Annotated in this window: 16 protein-coding genes and 1 pseudogene; 4 read left to right on the top strand and 13 right to left on the bottom strand. The window is 39.4% G+C overall.

What is annotated here, in order from left to right; all coding sequences use genetic code 11:
* Positions 1–140: 140 nt before the first annotated feature.
* Positions 141–1,769: an alpha,alpha-phosphotrehalase gene (treC, locus tag ACYTR8_RS07250; RefSeq protein WP_479641926.1), complete on the bottom strand. Its 1,629-nt coding sequence runs from the start codon at positions 1,767–1,769 to the stop codon at positions 141–143.
* Positions 1,770–1,835: 66 nt separating this feature from the next.
* The gene (treP, locus tag ACYTR8_RS07245) at positions 1,836–3,860 is read right to left on the bottom strand and encodes a PTS system trehalose-specific EIIBC component (RefSeq protein WP_269760123.1); all 2,025 of its coding nucleotides are present in this window, start codon (positions 3,858–3,860) and stop codon (positions 1,836–1,838) included.
* Positions 3,861–4,070: 210 nt separating this feature from the next.
* Between treP and treR the strand changes: the two genes are divergently transcribed.
* Positions 4,071–4,784 (top strand): trehalose operon repressor, encoded by a 714-nt coding sequence (gene treR, locus ACYTR8_RS07240; protein WP_032464617.1) that lies wholly within the window; start codon positions 4,071–4,073, stop codon positions 4,782–4,784.
* Positions 4,785–5,065: 281 nt separating this feature from the next.
* On the opposite strand, the gene ACYTR8_RS07235 is transcribed toward treR, so the two are convergent.
* Positions 5,066–5,404 (bottom strand): winged helix-turn-helix transcriptional regulator, encoded by a 339-nt coding sequence (locus tag ACYTR8_RS07235; RefSeq protein ID WP_111717749.1) that lies wholly within the window; start codon positions 5,402–5,404, stop codon positions 5,066–5,068.
* A 185-nt stretch (positions 5,405–5,589) separates the two neighbouring features.
* Here ACYTR8_RS07235 and ACYTR8_RS07230 point away from each other — a divergent pair, with 185 nt between their 5' ends.
* Both ACYTR8_RS07230 and yaaA read left to right on the top strand, forming a co-directional pair.
* Positions 5,590–6,441, top strand: coding sequence for a VOC family protein (locus tag ACYTR8_RS07230; protein ID WP_479640061.1), 852 nt, complete (start codon positions 5,590–5,592; stop codon positions 6,439–6,441).
* Positions 6,442–6,488: 47 nt separating this feature from the next.
* The gene (yaaA, locus tag ACYTR8_RS07225; RefSeq protein ID WP_443597613.1) at positions 6,489–7,220 is read left to right on the top strand and encodes a peroxide stress protein YaaA; all 732 of its coding nucleotides are present in this window, start codon (positions 6,489–6,491) and stop codon (positions 7,218–7,220) included.
* Positions 7,221–7,391: 171 nt separating this feature from the next.
* On the opposite strand, the gene nrdG is transcribed toward yaaA, so the two are convergent.
* The 10 genes from nrdG to spx form a co-directional block, all read right to left on the bottom strand.
* Positions 7,392–8,006, bottom strand: coding sequence for an anaerobic ribonucleoside-triphosphate reductase activating protein (gene nrdG / locus ACYTR8_RS07220; RefSeq protein ID WP_111717752.1), 615 nt, complete (start codon positions 8,004–8,006; stop codon positions 7,392–7,394).
* A 3-nt stretch (positions 8,007–8,009) separates the two neighbouring features.
* A complete protein-coding gene (locus tag ACYTR8_RS07215) occupies positions 8,010–8,513 on the bottom strand; it encodes a GNAT family N-acetyltransferase (RefSeq protein WP_443597452.1) in 504 nt (167 codons plus the stop codon).
* 8 nt (positions 8,514–8,521) lie between these two features.
* Complete coding sequence (locus tag ACYTR8_RS07210; RefSeq protein ID WP_111717754.1) at positions 8,522–9,457, bottom strand: Gfo/Idh/MocA family protein; 936 nt, start codon at positions 9,455–9,457, stop codon at positions 8,522–8,524.
* Positions 9,458–9,485: 28 nt separating this feature from the next.
* Entirely contained in the window at positions 9,486–9,632 is a 147-nt protein-coding gene (locus ACYTR8_RS07205) for a hypothetical protein (RefSeq protein ID WP_164714882.1), read from the bottom strand.
* A gap of 184 nt (positions 9,633–9,816) precedes the next feature.
* A complete protein-coding gene (nrdD, locus tag ACYTR8_RS07200; protein WP_479641925.1) occupies positions 9,817–12,015 on the bottom strand; it encodes an anaerobic ribonucleoside-triphosphate reductase in 2,199 nt (732 codons plus the stop codon).
* A 96-nt stretch (positions 12,016–12,111) separates the two neighbouring features.
* Entirely contained in the window at positions 12,112–13,674 is a 1,563-nt protein-coding gene (locus ACYTR8_RS07195; protein WP_111717756.1) for a glycosyltransferase family protein, read from the bottom strand.
* Positions 13,675–13,990: 316 nt separating this feature from the next.
* Positions 13,991–14,296 (bottom strand): DUF1292 domain-containing protein, encoded by a 306-nt coding sequence (locus ACYTR8_RS07190; RefSeq protein WP_003045716.1) that lies wholly within the window; start codon positions 14,294–14,296, stop codon positions 13,991–13,993.
* A gap of 10 nt (positions 14,297–14,306) precedes the next feature.
* Positions 14,307–14,726, bottom strand: coding sequence for a Holliday junction resolvase RuvX (gene ruvX, locus ACYTR8_RS07185; protein ID WP_003053103.1), 420 nt, complete (start codon positions 14,724–14,726; stop codon positions 14,307–14,309).
* Positions 14,723–14,992, bottom strand: a complete 270-nt coding sequence (locus tag ACYTR8_RS07180; RefSeq protein ID WP_003045720.1) for an IreB family regulatory phosphoprotein — start codon at positions 14,990–14,992, stop codon at positions 14,723–14,725. The genes ruvX and ACYTR8_RS07180 overlap by 4 nt, the downstream gene beginning before the upstream one ends.
* A 111-nt stretch (positions 14,993–15,103) precedes the next feature.
* Positions 15,104–15,502, bottom strand: coding sequence for a transcriptional regulator Spx (gene spx, locus ACYTR8_RS07175; RefSeq protein ID WP_003053105.1), 399 nt, complete (start codon positions 15,500–15,502; stop codon positions 15,104–15,106).
* Positions 15,503–15,690: 188 nt separating this feature from the next.
* Between spx and ACYTR8_RS07170 the strand changes: the two are divergent.
* A pseudogene (locus ACYTR8_RS07170) lies at positions 15,691–15,853 on the top strand (IS30 family transposase); the annotation flags it as partial.

Genomic DNA, 15,853 nt, shown 5'->3' with positions numbered 1-15,853 from the left:
ATTGTACCAAAATTTAGCTGAAATAACCCACCTTAATTGTTTTTAAATTGAAAAAATAAGAGTTTAAAAATAAATATATGAGAAAACTGCTTTTTTCGTGACAATCACCAAAAGCCTGAGGCCTAACCCCAGGCTTTTAGTTAGTTATCAGCTAAAATAGCAAGTGTCTGATAAGGTTTCAGTACCACTTTTTCGCCAATAGAGACTTTCTCATAGTTACTGATTAAGACCTGTCCATGTTGATAACGTGGAGGTAATTCCAGTTCGACCTCATCAGCATAGAAATGATTGAGAACAAGCAAACACTGGTCACCTAAATGGCGTTCAAAGGCATAGACAGCCTGACTATCTTTAAAAGCAGCCCGATAATCCCCTTCAGCAATAATAGGAAGTTCCTTCCGCAAAGCAATCAAGCGTTGGTAGAAAGGAAAAATACGTCCTTCTTTTTCTGTTTCGACATTGATGTCTCGATAAGATTTGCTAACCTCTAACCAAGGCTTACCAGTCGTAAAGCCAGCATGTTCACTAGCATCCCATTGCATTGGTGTTCTGGCATTGTCCCTTGACTTAGCCTTGATAATGGCAAAGGCTTCTTCTGCACTTTTACCTGAGGCTAATAAGCTTGAGTAAGCATTGAGACTTTCCACATCCACATAATCATCCATACTATCAAAATCTGGATCAAGCATGCCAATCTCCTCACCCATATAAATGTAAGGTGTTCCTCGTGACAAATGGATGGAAGCCGCTAACATCGTTGCCCCTTCGTTTCGGAAATGTGTTACATCAACAAAACGATTCAGGGCACGTGGTTGATCATGGTTATTGTAAAACAAGGCATTCCACCCATTGCCTTGACTCATGCCTTCACCCCAGGCATGGAATAAATCTCGCAGCGCTGCAAAATCAAAAGCCATAATAGTCCATTTCTGACCATTCTCATAATCAACTTTTAGATGGTGGAAATTAAAAGCCATGGACAACTCTTCCCGTTCGGGAGCCGTGTATAAAAGACAGTTGTCAATAGTCGTGGCAGACATTTCTCCTACCGTCATAAACGAATCATCCTGACCAAAACTGGCTTGATTGAGATCATGAAGATAAGTGTGAGTAATAGGACGATCCGTATAAGCTGGCTTACCATCATTGACCGGACAATCCACCAGCTCTTCATCTTTCCCAATCAGGTTAATCACATCAAAACGGAACCCCTTCACTCCTTTATCTCGCCAAAAATTAACCACTTTAGCCAATTCCTCACGAACATGTGGGTTCCGCCAATTCAAGTCAGCCTGTGTCACATCAAACAAGTGTAAGTAGTACTTGCCTGTATCTCCAAAAGGCGCCCAAGCATTCCCACCAAATTTGGAAACCCAATCAGTCGGCTGATCTCTCAAGATAAAGAAATCCTGATAATAAGGGTCTCCTGATAAAGCTTTTTGGAACCACTCGTGGTCTGTGGAACAGTGATTCAAAACCATATCCAACATTAACTCAATCTGATGCTCCTTAGCAGTTTTTACCAAATCTTCAAAATCAGCCATAGTCCCAAAATCAGGGTTGACCGCCGTATAATCTGAAACATCATAGCCATTGTCTCGTTGTGGACTAGGGTAGAAAGGGTTCAACCAAATCATATCTATTCCTAGTTCTTGTAAGTAAGGCAATTTATCAATGATCCCTCGCAAGTCTCCCATACCATTTCCAGTAGTGTCCTTATAGGATTTTGGGTAAATTTGATAGACGACTTTCTTTTTATCAATTGTCATGAGTTTTCCTCCCTAAAGTAGTTTCAGGAACTGATCTCAGTTCCTGAACGTTTTCTCTTAGTAAACCTACTTTTTCACCGCTACTGCTAACTTATCATTAACCTTAATCTGACGCGGTAAGCTACCTTCAACAGTTACCGTAAAGTCATCTTGATTAGTCACTACAAGAGGCGTTTCAGTGGCGTAGCCAGCTTCAGAAATAGCTGCTATGTCAAATTGAATCAATGTTTGTCCAGCCTTAACTTGATCACCTTGCTTCACCAAAGCTTCAAATCCTTGACCATCTAAGTTAACCGTATCCATACCAATATGCATCAATAATTCCAAACCTTCATCCGTCACCAAACCAATAGCGTGTTTGGTTGGGAACAAGACCGATACTTCAGCATCACAAGGCGCTACTAAACCCCCTTCTGTCGGTTGAAGAAGAACACCTTGGCCCATAACTCCCTGTGCAAAGACAGGATCAACAGCTTCAGACAACGCTTTAACTTCACCAGTTAAAGGGCTGGTTAAAGTGATAACTGTTCCTTGCATAGTCTTATGTGGAGCAGTTGCCGCAGGAGCCTCCGAAACGGGTGTCACAGGTAGTTTAGCCTCATCTTCTGTCTTAGTCATGATATGTGATTTACGGAAAAAGAAGGTTAAAAACATCGGTACCACAATGGCTACTGCCATACAGATGAAGAATGGAATCATATACTTCACATTGATAGCCATGAAACCTGGTAAGCCACCAACACCAATAGAATTTGCCTGAACATTAAAGGTTGTTGATAAGAGACCCGCAATACCTGATCCAATCATTCCGGCTACAAAGGGATAAACATATTTAACATTAACCCCAAATAAGGCAGGCTCAGTTACCCCAAGGTAAGCAGAAATTGCTGCAGGAAGCGATATTTCAGCCTCACGTTCTTCATGACGATTCATTAAATAATAAGCAAAAACGGCTGACCCTTGAGCGATATTTGAAAGAGCAATCATTGGCCATAAACCAGTTGTACGAGTTGCAGTATCAGCAATTAATTGGGTGTCAATGGCATTTGTCATGTGATGTAAACCAGTAATAACTAGCGGAGCATACAAGGCACCAAAGATAGCACCGAATAGCCATTTAACAGGACCAGTCAAACCAGCTAACACAACAAAGGAAATCCCTTTACCAATAGTCCAACCGATTGGCCCCAATACCGTATGCGCTAAAATCAAAGCTGGAATCAAAGAAAGGAATGGCACAAAAATCATTGAAACCACTTCTGGAATCCGTTTACGCCAGAAAATTTCAAGATAAGCAAGGGACAGACCAGCTAAAAGGGCTGGAATAACCTGTGCCTGATACCCAATACGATTAATGGTAAAGAAACCAAAATCCCAAACCCAGTTTTTGGCAATCTCAGCAGCAGGCGTTCCTGCCACCGCATAGGCATTCAATAATTGTGGTGATACTAAACAGATACCAAGGACAATCCCTAAAATTTGAGTGGTTCCCATCTTACGCGTCACAGACCAAGTAATCCCAACTGGTAAGAAGTGGAAAATAGCTTCCCCTGGTAACCACAAGAAATGGTTAACCCCTGACCAGAAAGGAGATACCCTCACAATCGTATTCCAAACAGGATCCCCAGCTGCATCAAAAACTAATTTCCCTTTTTCGACCTGCTGCCCAAGAAATTCAAAAGGCACACTCTCCAAAATATTACGGAAACCTAAAATAAGCCCCCCAACAATAATCGCCGGAATAATAGGTGTGAAAATCTCAGCCAACATGGTCATCACCCGTTGTAAGGCATTTTGATTACTTTTAGCTGCTGATTTGGCAGCTTCTTTAGACACCCCTTCAATACCAGAAACAGCTGTAAAGTCATTATAAAAAACTGGAACATCGTTACCAATGATTACCTGAAACTGCCCAGCATTGGTAAATGTCCCTTTAACTACAGAGATTTTTTCAATCTCTTTGACATTTGCCTTATTATTATCATTCAAAACAAAACGCATACGCGTTGCACAGTGTGTGACAGCCTTGATGTTTTCTTTACCGCCAATAGCAGTTAGAAGACTCTTAGCATCCTGTTCAAATTTTCCCATATGACATCCCCTAGTCCTTTGTTCTAGTTGCTTTTAACAAGCAACGTCAAAATGAAATATTCAAATTCTTAGATAGAATCTGATTGACACCTTTATTGTAATCGATTGCAAATTTGTCTGCAAGTTGTCTGTGCCAAAAAAGCCATTATTTTGGTAAAATAAAAGGTGTTGTCTGTAAAAAAATAGACAAGTGGAAAGGTAATTTACCCTATGACAAAGTATGAACGTATTTATAAAGACCTCGAAACAAAAATCAACAAAGACTTTTACAAAGAAGGGGATTTTTTACCTACTGAAATAGAATTGAGTCAACAGTACCAAGCTAGCCGAGATACCGTCCGCAAGGCTCTCTCGCTTCTAACCAAGGCAGGCCTTATCCTCAAAAAACAAGGACGTGGCACCCAAGTGATTAAGCATCATCAGATCATGTTCCCCATCTCAGAACTAACTAGTTATCAGGAACTCGTCTCTTACTCAAATCTAGATTCTAAGACCAACGTCATTGCCATTGATAAACTGATTGTGGATGAGACACTTTCAAAATTGACCGGTTTTCGCAAAAACAGCTTGGTCTGGCGTGTCACGCGCCAACGCGTTGTTGAGGGTGTGGCTTCCGTCTTAGACATTGATTACCTTAGTAAAACTTTGGTGCCAATAATGACAAGGGAAATCGCAGAGCATTCTATTTATCAATATCTGGAAAAGGAACTCCATCTCGCCATTGACTTTGCCCTCAAAGAGGTTACCATTGATCAAATAACCGATCGTGATAAAATTTTACTTGACCTTGGATCAGACCAACATGTTGTTTCCGTCAAATCCAAAGTCTACCTTTCCAATAATAACCAATTCCAATTCACCGAGAGTCGCCATAAACTGGAAAAATTTAAATTTTTAGATTTTGCTCGGCGCAGACCAAAATAAAGATAGAAAAAAGCCTTGCAAAATGCAAGGCTTGCTTTTCTTTTTCTTGACTCTGAGTTTCCCCATCATCAACTGTGTTATTGTAAGTGTGTACTTACTTGACCTGAGCTTCTGTTTTCTCAAACAGACTTGAGACTATATTATCATATTTGAGAAGAGGCGGCAAGCTTTTTCAGGTAAAAAAATAGTTTTTTATCAAATTGTAAAGAATGTGATAATAGATATTTTTCTCATCAAACGAGAACATCGAAGACATAGCTGCTCCTTACACCCTAAAATAGCTACGCTTCCTCAAATAAAGCCACGTGCTTTTCTTGATAGCTTTGTCCCCAATCTGACATCGCTTCAATAACAGGCGATAAACTCAACCCAGTTTCAGTTAAGGAATACTCGACACGAGGTGGCACTTCTGCATACACTTCCCGATGAACCAAGCCGTCTGCTTCCATAGCCCTCAATTGAGCAGTGAGTACCTTTTGGCTAACAGTCCCAATAGAAGCCTTTAATTGCCCAAACCTCAACGTCCCCTTCAACAAATCCCTTAATATTAATAATTTCCATTTATTCCCGATTACCGATAAGGTTGTTTCTACGGGACAAGCTGGTCTTTTTTTCAGCATAGGCAGTAGCTCCTTTTAGTATCTTTTTGTAACTTATCAGTTATTATAAACTATTACGAGAACAGAAACAAGATAGGGCTGATAAATGAGTTACTTTTTAGTGCCTATACCACTTATTTGTGCCTACTTTTCTTTTTGAAACTGATTGGTTATGATAGGTTTAATTAGTTTTTGGAGGTAATAGGATGACATGCCCTTACAACTCAACCATCTCTTTAGGAACGGTTTCTCTAAATGTTACCGATCTAGCAAAGATGACAACCTTTTACACAAGTATTATCGGTTTACAGGTTCTCTCACAAGACACGACGTCTCGTCAATTCACTACAGACGGTAAAACCGTTATCTTAGAGTTACGACAAACACCTTTATCAGGCGAGAAAGCTTATGGCCTTTATCATACAGCCTTTCTAGTTCCTGATCGTCATAGCTTAGGACTTGTTCTCAATCATTTCTTAGACAGAGGTGTCTCTTTAGAAGGCGCAGCAGATCACGGTTATAGCGAAGCTATCTACCTCAGCGATCCTGAGGGTAATGGGATTGAAATCTATCATGACAAACCCGTTGAGCAGTGGGATACCCGTGACAATGGGCAAATTATTGGTGTAACTGAGTCAATGGATGCTCAAAGTATGTTGGATCAACTGACAGATATTCCGGAACACTTTTTACTAGCTACAGGCACACGCATTGGTCATGTCCATCTGAGTGTCAAAAATGCTCTGGCTTCTTCACTTCTCTATCAGAAGGTTTTTGATTTAGGCGATAAAATGACCATTCCCAGCGCTAGCTGGATTGCTTCAGGCAACTATCATCATCACCTTGCCTTCAATCATTGGTCTGGCCCTTATCTCAAAAAACACCAAGAAGGTACTCCAGGTCTAGGCTTCCTAACCATTCACATTGCGACGCCCCTGCTCTTTTCAGCCACTCTGAAAAAAGCCAGATTAAACGACCTAGCTATTTTACAAGAAGACTCTTCTTCTTTCACGACAGAAGACGAGGAAGGTATCCGTGTAAAAGTTATCCTTGGATAAAACTAGTTCTCTTGACAGGAAGCAACTAACTTTACTACAATAACACTATGCTAACCTTTTTAATTCCAACTGCAAAAGAAATGGTGATTCCTAAAGAATCTTATCCACACCTACTGCCTCAGCCAAGCCAGGCCATTTTAAAGGCAATGGCAGCTATGACCATAGAGGACTTGGCCAAAGCCTATCGTATCAAAGAAGAGGCAGCTAAACAAGAGTATCAGCGCTGGCAAAACATAGACTCTCAACAAAGCCTCGCTTACCCTGCCTACCAGCTATTCAACGGTCTAATGTACCGCAACATCAAGCGTGATAACCTTACTGCTAGAGAACAGACTTACCTAAACCAGCAAGTCTATATCACCTCATCCTTTTACGGTATCATTCCTGCTCATCATCCTATCTCAGAGCACCGCCATGATTTTCACACCAGAATAAAGATTGAAGGACAAAGCCTCAAGTCTTACTGGCGTCCTTTCTATAACCAGTTTGCCCAAGAGCATTCACAAGTGATTTCACTGTTATCCAGCGAATTTGACGATGTTTTTTCAAAAAATTGTAAACAATTGTGGATAAGTCCTAAGTTTATGGAAGAGAAAGAGGGGCAACTCAAGACCCATTCGACCATTTCAAAAAAAGCTCGCGGAGCCTTCCTTACAGCTTGTATGGAAAACAACTGCCAAACCATCGATAGCCTGAAAGCCCTTGTCTTTTCTGGTTTTCGTTACTATTCAGAACTATCAACAGACCACGAATTTGTCTATATTAAAAAAGAGGCCTAGCCTCTTTTTTTCTTCTTATTCACAAAATGTCAACTTGTCAACAACCTGTGGATAACTATGAGGATAATGTGGGGAAAACCATCTATAAAAGCTACTTTTTCACTAAATCAAGGCCAAAAGACCTGTTTTCATTCTTTCTTTTCAAAAAGTTAGTGTGGATAAGTCTTTCTATTAAAGTAAATCTTCCCGGCTAACTTGCTCAAAGGATTGCATGCCATCATTTAACTTATCCCAAATAACCACTTTTTTGGCGGCTAAAGACTTTTGAACATCTATAATTCGCTGGTTAGAAGAGCCTCTAAATTGCAACATGAGGTTCTTTTTTGTGATATCAAAACGTCCATCCACCAGAATATCAATCAATGACAGCATTTCTAGTTTATCAGGTGTCTCAAGCATTAATTCTTCCCAAGTATAACCTGTCCAAGACCAAATGTCTTTTTCTGGCAACTCACGCCGAATACGCTGAATCAAAGGAATTAGAAAACCCGTATTCAAGAAAGGCTCCCCCCCTAAAAGTGTTAACCCCTGGACATAGGGCTGAGCTAAATCTGCCATGATTTGTTCTTCTAGCTCTCGGGTATACGGTACTCCAGCTTTAAACGACCAAGTTGCCGCATTGTAGCAACCCTTACAGTGAAAGAGACAACCAGAAACATACAGAGAGTTGCGGACCCCTTCCCCATCAACAAAATTAAACGCCTTGTAATCAATGATTCGCCCTTGACTTAATTCTTCAGCTTTCCATTCGGTAGGTTTGGGATTATTCCAACATTTTTCTTTCATAACCTATCCTTCTTGTCTTTCAATCCAATAGCGTTCTGTTCCCTCACAACTGTCTTCCAAAACCCCACCGTTAGCCATAATAACTGCTCGACTAGCAGTATTGGTCTGATGACATGTTACCAAGATTCTTTTGATATTTTTAGAAATCGCAAAGCTGATAGCTTGTTTAAGCATTTCCTTAGCATAGCCTTTCCCACGTTGACTAGGACGAACAGAATAACCGATATGACCACCTTTTTCAAGTAATCTCTCATTTAATCGTAAGCGAAGATTTAAGAACCCGATAGCCTGACCTCTCTCATCAAATGCGACGTATTGAATAGCAGGCACTCCTTGACTGGCCAAACCCATTTCCTGTCGCAAGGAATCTTCCAACCATGTTTCATAGTTAAAGTTATTGACGTTAAAATGCCATAACCCATCTGTAGCACTTTTCTGCTCTAAAAATTCGTTAATCATTGACAATACAGCATCTTTATCTTTTAAAGTCGGTCGTCTTATTTCCATATCAATTCCTAGTCCTTAGGCAACTCTACCGTTAACTCTCCATAAGAAAGCTGAGAATCAGCAATCTGTTGACAAATCCAATGGCTTAAAAGGCTAGACTCAGGGCTGACAGGATTGACGCCTGTGCTAATAGCTTCTAAAAAGGCATCGATCATTGTTTCAAAACCTCTTTTGTGCAAGGTAGTGTCCCAAGAAGCAAAGCCAAGCACCCTTTTTTCAGTACCTTTATAAATAGATAACTCGTCTAAGTTCTCTAAATGATAAGTTTCTTCAGCCCGTTGAACTTCCATTACCTCACGGCGACTCCCTGATTGTAAATTCATAGAAGCTGTAGTCGTCATGCTTTCGGTCATCAAGGTTACCATAACTTGACTCAGTAAGCCTGCTTCCAGATGATATTGAAAATGCCCTTTTAGTAAGGTCCCTTCTGTCAAGAATAAGGCTGTATCTAAAGGATGGATAAAGAAATCAAAGAGCTTAAAAGTCATATCTCCTGGCCGGTTCAAGTCATTTTTTTCAACAGCCACTTTACGCTTAGTTGACAAACTTGACAATTCCTTGACACGAGGTGTAAAACGCCTGTTAAATCCTGCCATCAGAAAAGTCTGGTTTTCTTTGGCTAAGTCATAGAGGTTCTTTGTCATCAAGTAATTGTCAGCTATAGGTTTATCCATAAAGACTGGGATCCCCTGATTTAAAAATAAACTAGCCAACTCTGCGTGGGCCGATGTGGCCGCATGAATAAAGACACCATCTAAACTTGCCTTTGACAACTCCTTGACATCACTGTAAGGAACAGCCTGGCCAAATAATTGACCGACTTGCTCTCTAACGTCTCTATTTCGAGTGGACAGGTGCCAAGTCACACCACCCAGTTGTCGCATATAAGGTAAATAGGCTTTCTGAGAAATAGCACCTAGTCCCACAACACCAATATTAAGCATAGTTGACCTTCTTTCTTCACCATATTTCTTATTTAGCTTGTTTTTTGGCTTTCTCTAAGAATTGAGCCTTGAGTTCTTGAACTCGGGATTTTTTATCTGCCTTTTTTGTAGAGTGCTTCTCATGGAAACGTTCCACTTGTTGCATTCCTTTATAATCTAATTGATATTTTCCCATTATCTCTTCCTTTCTCTTTCTTCCTCATAAACTGTTTCTCACCTGAACTCTGGACTTATCAATCCTCGTCCAAAGAGCAGGCTCACCAGCACAGCTTATTCAACAATAAAAGATTGCTTGCATGAAGCAACCTTTTAAGCATATCATATTTCTATCAAAAGAGCTCTTACCCAGCTTAAACCTACTACAATCCTGGGTATTTGATGGTTGACCCATTCATGTGCTTCACACGCGCAGAAATTTCCTTATGACGACCATTAACCATTGGACGCGCTTGCGGATTTCCCAAATAGCCACAGGTTCGTTTGACCACGTCAACTGTTTTAGGATCATTATTGCCGCAGTTTGGACAAGTAAACCCACGTTCTGTTGGTGTAAAATCACCTTCGAATTGGCACTTGTAACATTTATCAATAGGTGTGTTAGTCCCCAAATAGCCCACACGATCATAAGCATAATCCCATACCGCTTCCAAGGCCTTTGGATTTTGTTGTAAAACAGGGTACTCACAGTAATGAATGAAACCACCTGAAGCGCCTGCTTCTGGGTAAGCTTTCTCAAAGTCAAGCTTTTCAAAAGGTGTAGGATTCTTACGCACGTCGTAGTGGAATGAATTGGTGTAATACTCTTTGTCTGTAATATCTGTTACAAGTCCAAATTTTTCAGTATCCAGACGGCAGAAACGATCTGTCAAACTTTCGGATGGTGTTGAATAAACCGAAAAATGATAGCCGTATTCATCTGACCACTCTTCACAAGCCTGTTTCATAGCTTTCACAATAGACAAGGTAAAGTCCTTAGCTTCTGAATTGCCTTCCCACTCGCCACCATAGAAAACAGAGGCAACTTCATACAAACCAATATAACCGAGCGAAACAGTCGCACGACGGTTTTTAAAGAGGTCATCTACATTCCCTGTCTTCTCTAACCGTTTCCCAAAAGCACCATACTGATAAAGAATAGGAGCGTTGGCTGGTGTTGCTTCTTTAACACGTTCCACACGATAGACTAAAGCGTCTTTACTAATGTGCATTCTCTCATTAAAAAGCTCCCAGAACTTGTCCATATCCCCATTTGATTCCATAGCAATACGTGGTAAATTAAGGGTTACGACCCCAAGATTCATACGACCAGAAGTCACATCTTGGCCATGCTCATCCTTCCAACCTTGGAGAAAAGAACGGCACCCCATTGGTGACTTAAAAGATCCCGTCAAATCAATGATTTTATCGTAGGATAACATATCTGGATACATCCGCTTAGTGGCACATTCCAAGGCTAAGGTTTTAATATCATAGTTTGGTGAGTCAGGCTCTAAATTCAAGCCACGTTTCACGGTAAAAATTAATTTGGGGAAGATGGCTGTGCGATGCTCACTCCCAAGGCCATTAATGCGAATGGTCAAAATAGCTTTCTGAATTTCACGTTCAAACCATGATTTTCCTAGACCAAATCCTAATGATGTAAAAGGGGTCTGGCCGTTAGAAGTAAAGAGCGTATTAATCTCATACTCCAAGGACTGCATGGCATCGTAAATATCTTTTTGCGTCTTCTCGAAGGCATAATTTTCACGTTTATCTTCGATAACCCATTTTTCTGCATCTGCTAAATGTTTTTTGAAATTAAGCACCGCATATGGCGCTAAAAACTCATCAATTCGGTCTGCCGTACAGCCACCATACTGGCTAGATGCTACATTAGCGATAATCTGTGAGATTTGAGCTGTCGCTGTCTGAATGGATTTGGGACTTTCAACCTCAGCATTCCCGATTTTAAAACCATTGGCTAACATGCCCTTAAAGTCGATCAAACAACAGTTTGTCATTGGAGTGTAAGGACTATAATCCAAGTCATGGTAGTGAATATCACCTTTTTGATGGGCATTTGCAACATGAGGAGGCAACATTTTTAACCCGATGGATTTACCAACAATTCCAGCAGTCAAATCCCGCTGCGTATTAAAGACATCACTGTCTTTATTAGCGTTTTCGTTAACCACCGTTTGGTCTTTATTGATTAGTTTATCAATCGAAAAATTAATATCCGTTGCTTGAGAACGCGCAAAATCACGCTGTGTCCGGTAATTAATATACTCCTTGGCAATGGCATACTCATTAGCAGCTAGGAGTTCATGCTCTACAATATTTTGAATTTCATAAATCTTAATATTGGTCGGAAAGCGCTCATTGATTTCAGCAATGACCCGTTCAGAGATAGCTTCCAACTTAGCTTCAATAAGTGGTGACATTCGAGTGACCTTCATACTAGCCTTTAGTAAGGCGCTATATATTTTAGTCGCATCAAAATTAACAAGGCGGCCATCTCGTTTAATCACTTTAATCTCAGGTTGGATAAGAACCTTATCTTCTTCTAGTGTTATCATGTCGAATCTCCTTATGGATTATTATATCATGACAAACAAAAAAATCAATATATTGTGTCAAGATTTTTGCTTAAACACAAGATATTGATTTTGATCTTATTTTTTACGATAGAGGGTAAAGCCTTTCACATCAATCTTTTGATCGACCTTATAATTAGAAGATAACATGTTACGAATGATTGTTGGCAATTTCATTTTTTGATTAACCACAATATAAACTGCTTCATTTTCCAGCAATTCATCTTCTAGAATTTTTTGATGACTGACCTTCTTCGCGTTGACGTTTGGTGAACTAAATTGTGACACTGATTTAGCCTTGCTCTCTAGATAGATTTTAGAGGTATCATCCCAGACATAGATAGGTTGATGACCATCTAATTGTTGTTGCAAGTAGCTAGCGATATAAGACCGTTCCTGGTTAGTAGCCATACTAGTAATGGTATGGTAAGAAGGATAAGCTATCGCCGCTAGCAGCAACACAAATGGCAAATAGAAGTGTTTCTTGAGGTATAGTGAAAGAACACGTCCCACCCCAGTTCTACTACCACGACGTCGACGATGACTACGTTGCCCCAAATCTAACTCATATCGTTGCCCAATTGGTATAGCTGTTAGTATCAAACCAAATGGTAAAACTGCTAAAAGATGGTAAGGCTGGTAATCCTGAGACAAGGCTGCCACAATAAGATTTCCCAAAATAACGAAAGTAAATAGCCATTTAATCACCACATCCGAAGATGTTTTAAGTTGTTTGATAAAACTAAAGACGCCAGTTAATAACCCTAGCCCTAGAGCAAGAAGAATCTGAATACCTACACCAAGTGGGAGAGAGAGATCGCCTACTCTAAAAAAAGTAAATTGATAAGCCACAGCTTGAGCTAAGTAGGGGTTTAATATTTGCAAGTTCAAAATAAAATAACCTGCCGTGTAAAAAACCAAAATCATTCCCCAAATAGAAGCTAATAATTGGTAAAATCCTCTTGCAAGATGTTTTTGATGGATATTGTAAACAAGCACTGTGACACAAGCGAGAATCCAAAAAATTAATGTTCTAGGTTCAATTAGCATGGAAAGAGCTCCCATAAACCCAAACAGAATAAAGGCCTCATCCTTTATCAAGTCCGCAAAGTACTTGGTTAAAAACCAGGCAGAAACCAAAACAAATGGCATCGCTAACTGAATAGGGTAGAGTCCCCCAAAGCCAAGACCTAACGATAAGACGTAATAACCGATTGAAAAAGCCAAGGCAACCTTTTGAAAACTGGTAAAATAATTAATAAGCTTATAAAGGTAGAGTCCCGACAAATAGAAACAAAAAGCCTGAACAAAAAACAACCAAAGGGTTGTCCCTAGATAATAGCTGAGCGCAATGACTACAAAGTATAACAAACCACCAGTTGTAAAGACGTCACTATATGGGATTTGCCCTTTTGTCAACATCATCCCAATGTATAAATTTTGAGACTGAAGACTGTTAGCAGCATCAGTGAAAAACGGAACTGCAATTGTCAATGCACTAATGATAAGACTAAAAAATAGCAAATAAGATTTATGAAGCGTTGGAACCTTAGTCTCATATTTTGTTGTATGAACAGTTGGACCATCATTGGCCAATTGTATCGTTTCTTTTCGGATTAATTCGTCGTTTAACTGAGTCACTGTTTTTCTCCTTGAACTGTCATATTCTCCAACGGCTAACTAGAAGTCTATCCATTTCTCTCACTATTCTTCATCATCGTTAAAAAATATCATAAAACAAGTATAACAGAATCTCTTATTTAGTCAATTTCTGACAAAGCGTGACATAGTGCTGTAACTCTCTAAACCTGTGTAATGATTTGTCTTGATAAGCTTTCAAAAACGCAGCATCTTTCTGGTTAAGTTTCTTACCCATGCTCACCTCCTCATCTACCTATTCGAAAAACAGCAAAAAAAATAGCCCTATGGCTACTTTTTCGTTATTGTTTAATAAGTTTTAGTCTTCATCTAAAAAACTATTGAACACTTCTTCGATCATGTCCCATTCAGCATCTGAATCTTCAGGAATTGGTTGTAAATCACCTTCTGTACCATCTTCATTTTCAGTAAATGAGTAGGCTTGAATTTCAACTTCACCAGATTCATCTTCTTCAGAACCAGCTGGCACCAAAAGAACATAGTTTTTACCAAATTCTTCGCGGCCATCAATGGTTAACAAAATTTCAAATAACGTTTCATTCCCTTGTTCATCCACAAGTGTGATGACTTCGTGCTCGTGATCATGTTCATGATTATGTGCCATTTTTATCTCCTTAATAATTGCGATCTAAATAATTTTGTAGAATTAGCTGAGCTGCTAATTTATCAATAACTTTCTTACGTTTTCCACGGCTAACATCAGCCTGTTCAATCAGCATACGTTCAGCTTCAACAGTTGTCAATCGCTCATCTTGATAATGAACGGGAAGGCTAAAGAGACTTTCTATCTTTTCTCCGTAAGCTTTACTGGCCTCCACACGTGGGCCGCTAGTGTTGTTCATATTTTTTGGCAAACCCACAACAAATTGATCAACTTGGTATTGCTTGACAAGCTCACCTAGACGTTCAAAGCCAAATTCTTCTTTTTCTTCATCAATCTTGATAATTTCAAGGCCTTGAGCCGTAAAACCAAGAGGGTCACTAATGGCTACACCAACAGTCTTAGAGCCAACATCGAGTCCCATTATTCTCATTTAACGTCAATCCCATTTCCTTGCAAATAATAGCGGACAAGCTCTTCTACAATCTCATCACGCTCATATTTACGAATTTGATTTCGAGCATCATTGTAACGAGGAACATAAGCTGGGTCCCCACTTAAGACATAACCTACAATTTGATTAATTGGATTATAGCCTTTTTCATCCAGTGAATGATAGACGGCAGTCAATGTTTCACTAATTTCCTTTTTGTCGCCATCATCCAATTTAAAGCGGACGGTTTCATCTGTAAATCCCATACTTACACCTTCTTTCTAAAATTAAGTGCTATGCTTTATTATAGCTCATTTTTTAATAATAAACAAGAATTTCAAGTCAAGAAGGTACGAAAAAAAGCTCCAGAAGAGCTTTTAAAGTGCTGCACGTAAACGTGCTTCAGTATTTTCAATATTACGGATAGAGCGTGGGAGAAAAGCACGAATATCATCTTCCTTATAACCCACTTGAAGGCGTTTGTCATCAATTAGAATCGGACTTTTAAGAATACGAGGGTTATCCTGAATCAAATCAATCACTTCACTAACACTTAGCTCTTCAATATCACAATTAAGTGCCTTAGCATATCGATTCTTAGATGAAACGATACTTTCCACACCATTCTCAGTTTTTGATAAGATGGCTAAAATTTCTTCTTTTGTTAGTGGTTCTTTTCCTAAATTCTGTTCTTTATAAGGGAGCTTGTGGGCATTTAACCAAGTTTTTGCCTTTTTACAGCTCGTACAACTTGAAATCGTATAAATTTTAATCATGTTGTTAACTCACTTTCTATTTCGTGATAACCATATTGTAGCACAGTTTTTAGTTCATCAATATAGGTCTTCGGACCTATTTTTTTAATTTTAAAGATACCTAATTTGTAAAATTAAGCTAGACAGAAAAAAGCCATCTATGTTAGGCTCAGATAAACACCACATTTGTCTGAAAGGAACTAACATAAATGACCTATACCCATCTTACCACAAATGAACTTGTTATGATAGAGGCTTATTACAAAGAAGGAATAACTGTTAGCAATATTTGTCAATCCCTCAAAAGATCAAGACAAACAATTTATAAGGTCATTGCTTATCTCAAGGCTGGTCACACTGCCTATGATTACT

This window comes from Streptococcus sp. F2 (assembly GCF_056500955.1).
The sequence above is the reverse complement of the archived record's forward strand: the minus strand, read 5'-3'. Positions and strand labels throughout refer to the sequence as shown.

Bases quoted from the DNA above. Each gene is read 5' to 3' on its own strand.
- treC (WP_479641926.1), bottom strand. From the start codon at position 1,769: ATGACAATTGATAAAAAGAAAGTCGTCTATCAAATTTACCCAAAATCC.
- treP (WP_269760123.1), bottom strand. From the start codon at position 3,860: ATGGGAAAATTTGAACAGGATGCTAAGAGTCTTCTAACTGCTATTGGC.
- treR (WP_032464617.1), top strand. From the start codon at position 4,071: ATGACAAAGTATGAACGTATTTATAAAGACCTCGAAACAAAAATCAAC.
- ACYTR8_RS07235 (WP_111717749.1), bottom strand. From the start codon at position 5,404: ATGCTGAAAAAAAGACCAGCTTGTCCCGTAGAAACAACCTTATCGGTA.
- ACYTR8_RS07230 (WP_479640061.1), top strand. From the start codon at position 5,590: ATGACATGCCCTTACAACTCAACCATCTCTTTAGGAACGGTTTCTCTA.
- yaaA (WP_443597613.1), top strand. From the start codon at position 6,489: ATGCTAACCTTTTTAATTCCAACTGCAAAAGAAATGGTGATTCCTAAA.
- nrdG (WP_111717752.1), bottom strand. From the start codon at position 8,006: ATGAAAGAAAAATGTTGGAATAATCCCAAACCTACCGAATGGAAAGCT.
- ACYTR8_RS07215 (WP_443597452.1), bottom strand. From the start codon at position 8,513: ATGGAAATAAGACGACCGACTTTAAAAGATAAAGATGCTGTATTGTCA.
- ACYTR8_RS07210 (WP_111717754.1), bottom strand. From the start codon at position 9,457: ATGCTTAATATTGGTGTTGTGGGACTAGGTGCTATTTCTCAGAAAGCC.
- ACYTR8_RS07205 (WP_164714882.1), bottom strand. From the start codon at position 9,632: ATGGGAAAATATCAATTAGATTATAAAGGAATGCAACAAGTGGAACGT.
- nrdD (WP_479641925.1), bottom strand. From the start codon at position 12,015: ATGATAACACTAGAAGAAGATAAGGTTCTTATCCAACCTGAGATTAAA.
- ACYTR8_RS07190 (WP_003045716.1), bottom strand. From the start codon at position 14,296: ATGGCACATAATCATGAACATGATCACGAGCACGAAGTCATCACACTT.
- ruvX (WP_003053103.1), bottom strand. From the start codon at position 14,726: ATGAGAATAATGGGACTCGATGTTGGCTCTAAGACTGTTGGTGTAGCC.
- ACYTR8_RS07180 (WP_003045720.1), bottom strand. From the start codon at position 14,992: ATGGGATTTACAGATGAAACCGTCCGCTTTAAATTGGATGATGGCGAC.
- spx (WP_003053105.1), bottom strand. From the start codon at position 15,502: ATGATTAAAATTTATACGATTTCAAGTTGTACGAGCTGTAAAAAGGCA.